Source organism: Streptomyces sp. bgisy100, from assembly GCF_057709105.1.
The window spans coordinates 1-2,366 of the sequence record NZ_JBYITE010000105.1 but is presented as its reverse complement, the minus strand read 5'-3'; the positions used below and the strand labels follow the sequence as shown (position 1 = coordinate 2,366).

Below are 2,366 nucleotides of genomic sequence, written 5' to 3'. Positions count from 1 at the left end.
CAGAGCGGTCAGAGCTGTCACGCCGTCCTCGCGGCTGGGAGCCACCACCGCGGCCCGGTGCTCCAACACGGCACGCGACGTCACCAGCGAGAAACCCACATCGGCGACGGACAGCCCCGGCTCGTCCTTCAGCAGCGAAGCCAGCCGACCCGCCTGCGCCCGCAGCGCGTCCACGCTGCGCCCCGACAACACCCACGGCACCACGACCGGACCATCCGGCGTGCCGGTGACGGCGGTTTCCGTGGTGTCGACCGGTGCGGCCTGTTCGAGGATGACGTGCGCGTTGGTGCCGCTGATGCCGAACGAGGACACACCCGCCCGGCGGAGCCGGCCGGTCCGGGGCCAGTCCATGGACTGGGTGAGCAGTTGCGCCGAGCCTGCGGTCCAGTCCACGTGGGGTGTGGGCTCGTCGACGTGCAGGGTCTGCGGCAGTACGCCGTGGCGCATCGCCATGACCATCTTGATGACACCCGCGACGCCCGCGGCCGCCTGCGTGTGACCCAGGTTCGACTTCACCGAACCCAGCCACACCGGCCGGTCCGCCGGCCGTCCCTGACCATAGGTCGCCAGCAGGGCCTGGGCCTCGATCGGGTCGCCCAGCGTCGTCCCGGTGCCGTGCGCCTCCACGGCGTCCACCTGCTCGGCGGACAGCCGTGCATTGGCGAGCGCCTGGCGGATCACACGCTGCTGGGACGGGCCGTTCGGGGCCGTCAGCCCGTTCGACGCACCGTCCTGGTTCACCGCCGAACCCCGCACCACCGCCAGCACCTGATGACCGTTCCGACGAGCATCGGACAGCCGCTCCACCAGCAGCATCCCCACACCCTCGGCCCAGCCCGTACCGTCCGCGGCCCCCGCGAAGGACTTGCACCGGCCGTCCGCCGCCAGACCCCGCTGACGGCTGAACTCCACGAACACACCCGGCGTCGACATCACCGTGGCACCGCCCACCAGCGCCATCGAACACTCACCCTGCCGCAGCGACTGCGCCGCCCAGTGGAGAGCCACCAGGGAGGAGGAGCACGCCGTGTCCACAGTGACCGCCGGTCCCTCCAGGCCCAGTGTGTACGCGACGCGACCGGTGGCCACACTGCCCGCGCTGCCGTTGCCGAGGTAGCCCTCCAGCCCCTCCGGTATCTCGGTGAGGCGGGAGCCGTAGTCGTGGTACATCACTCCGGTGAAGACACCGGTCCGGCTGCCGCGCAGCGAGGTCGGGTCGATGCCCGCACGCTCCAGCGCCTCCCACGAGGTCTCCAGCAGCAGCCGCTGCTGCGGGTCCATCGCCAGCGCCTCACGCGGCGAAATCCCGAAGAACTCCGCGTCGAAGTCCGCCGCGTCGTGCAGGAAGCCGCCCTCACGGGCGTAGCTGGTGCCGGACCGGCCGGTGTCGGTGTCGAAGAGCGCTTCGAGATCCCACCCCCGGTCCGCAGGGAACGGTGAGACCCCGTCCCCACCGGCCGCGACGAGCCGCCACAGGTCGTCCGGCGAGCCGACTCCTCCCGGATAGCGGCAGCTCATGCCGATGATGGCGATCGGGTCGTCCGCCACGGCCACGGCTGACGCGGTCGGCTCCGGAGCGCCGTCTTCGAGGGCTCCGCCGAGGAGCTCCTCGCGGATGAGTTCGGCGATGGCCGTGGGAGTCGGGTGGTCGAAGACCAGCGTGGCGGGAAGCCTGATCCCTGTCTCCGTGGTGAGCCGGTTGCGCAGTTCGACGGCGGTGAGCGAGTCGAAGCCGACGTCCTTGAAGGCTCGTTGGGGCTGCACCGCATCCGGTGCACCGTGTCCGAGGACCGCCGCGACATGGGTGCGGACGAAGTCCAGGAGCATCCGGTCCTGATCGGCGGCGGGCGCCGCGAGCAGTCGTGCCCTGAGGGCGTTGTCCTGGCTCTGCTCGGCAGCTGCGGTACGGCGCGACGGCATGCGTACCAGGGACCGCAGCATCGCGGGCACAGCCGGCTGGGTGGCCAGCGCGGCAGGGTTCAGGTGGACGGGGGCGAGGACGGCATGGTCGGCCGCTCGGGCCGCGTCGAGCAACGCCAACCCTTCCACCTGGGACAACGGACGCATCCCCGCCCGCGCCATCCGCGCCACATCGGCCTCGGACAGGCCGCCGGTCATGCCGCTGCTCCGGCTCACACCGCTGTCCTGGGCCCACAGCCCCCAGGCGAGGGACTGACCGGGCAGACCCTGGGCCCGACGATGCTGCGCAAGCGCGTCCAGGAGCGCGTTGGCGGCAGCGTAGTTGCCCTGCCCGGCCGCACCCAGCAGACCGGCCGCCGAGGAGAACAACACGAACGCCGACAGGTCCATGTCCCGCGTCAGATCGTGCAGGTTCAGCGCCGCATCCACCTTCGGACGCAGAACCG

1 protein-coding gene is annotated in these 2,366 nt (G+C 71.6%); it reads right to left on the bottom strand.

What is annotated here, in order from left to right:
* Positions 1-2,366: type I polyketide synthase (locus AC3EQ1_RS31250; protein ID WP_432097675.1), on the bottom strand; the 2,366-nt coding region annotated here is incomplete at both ends.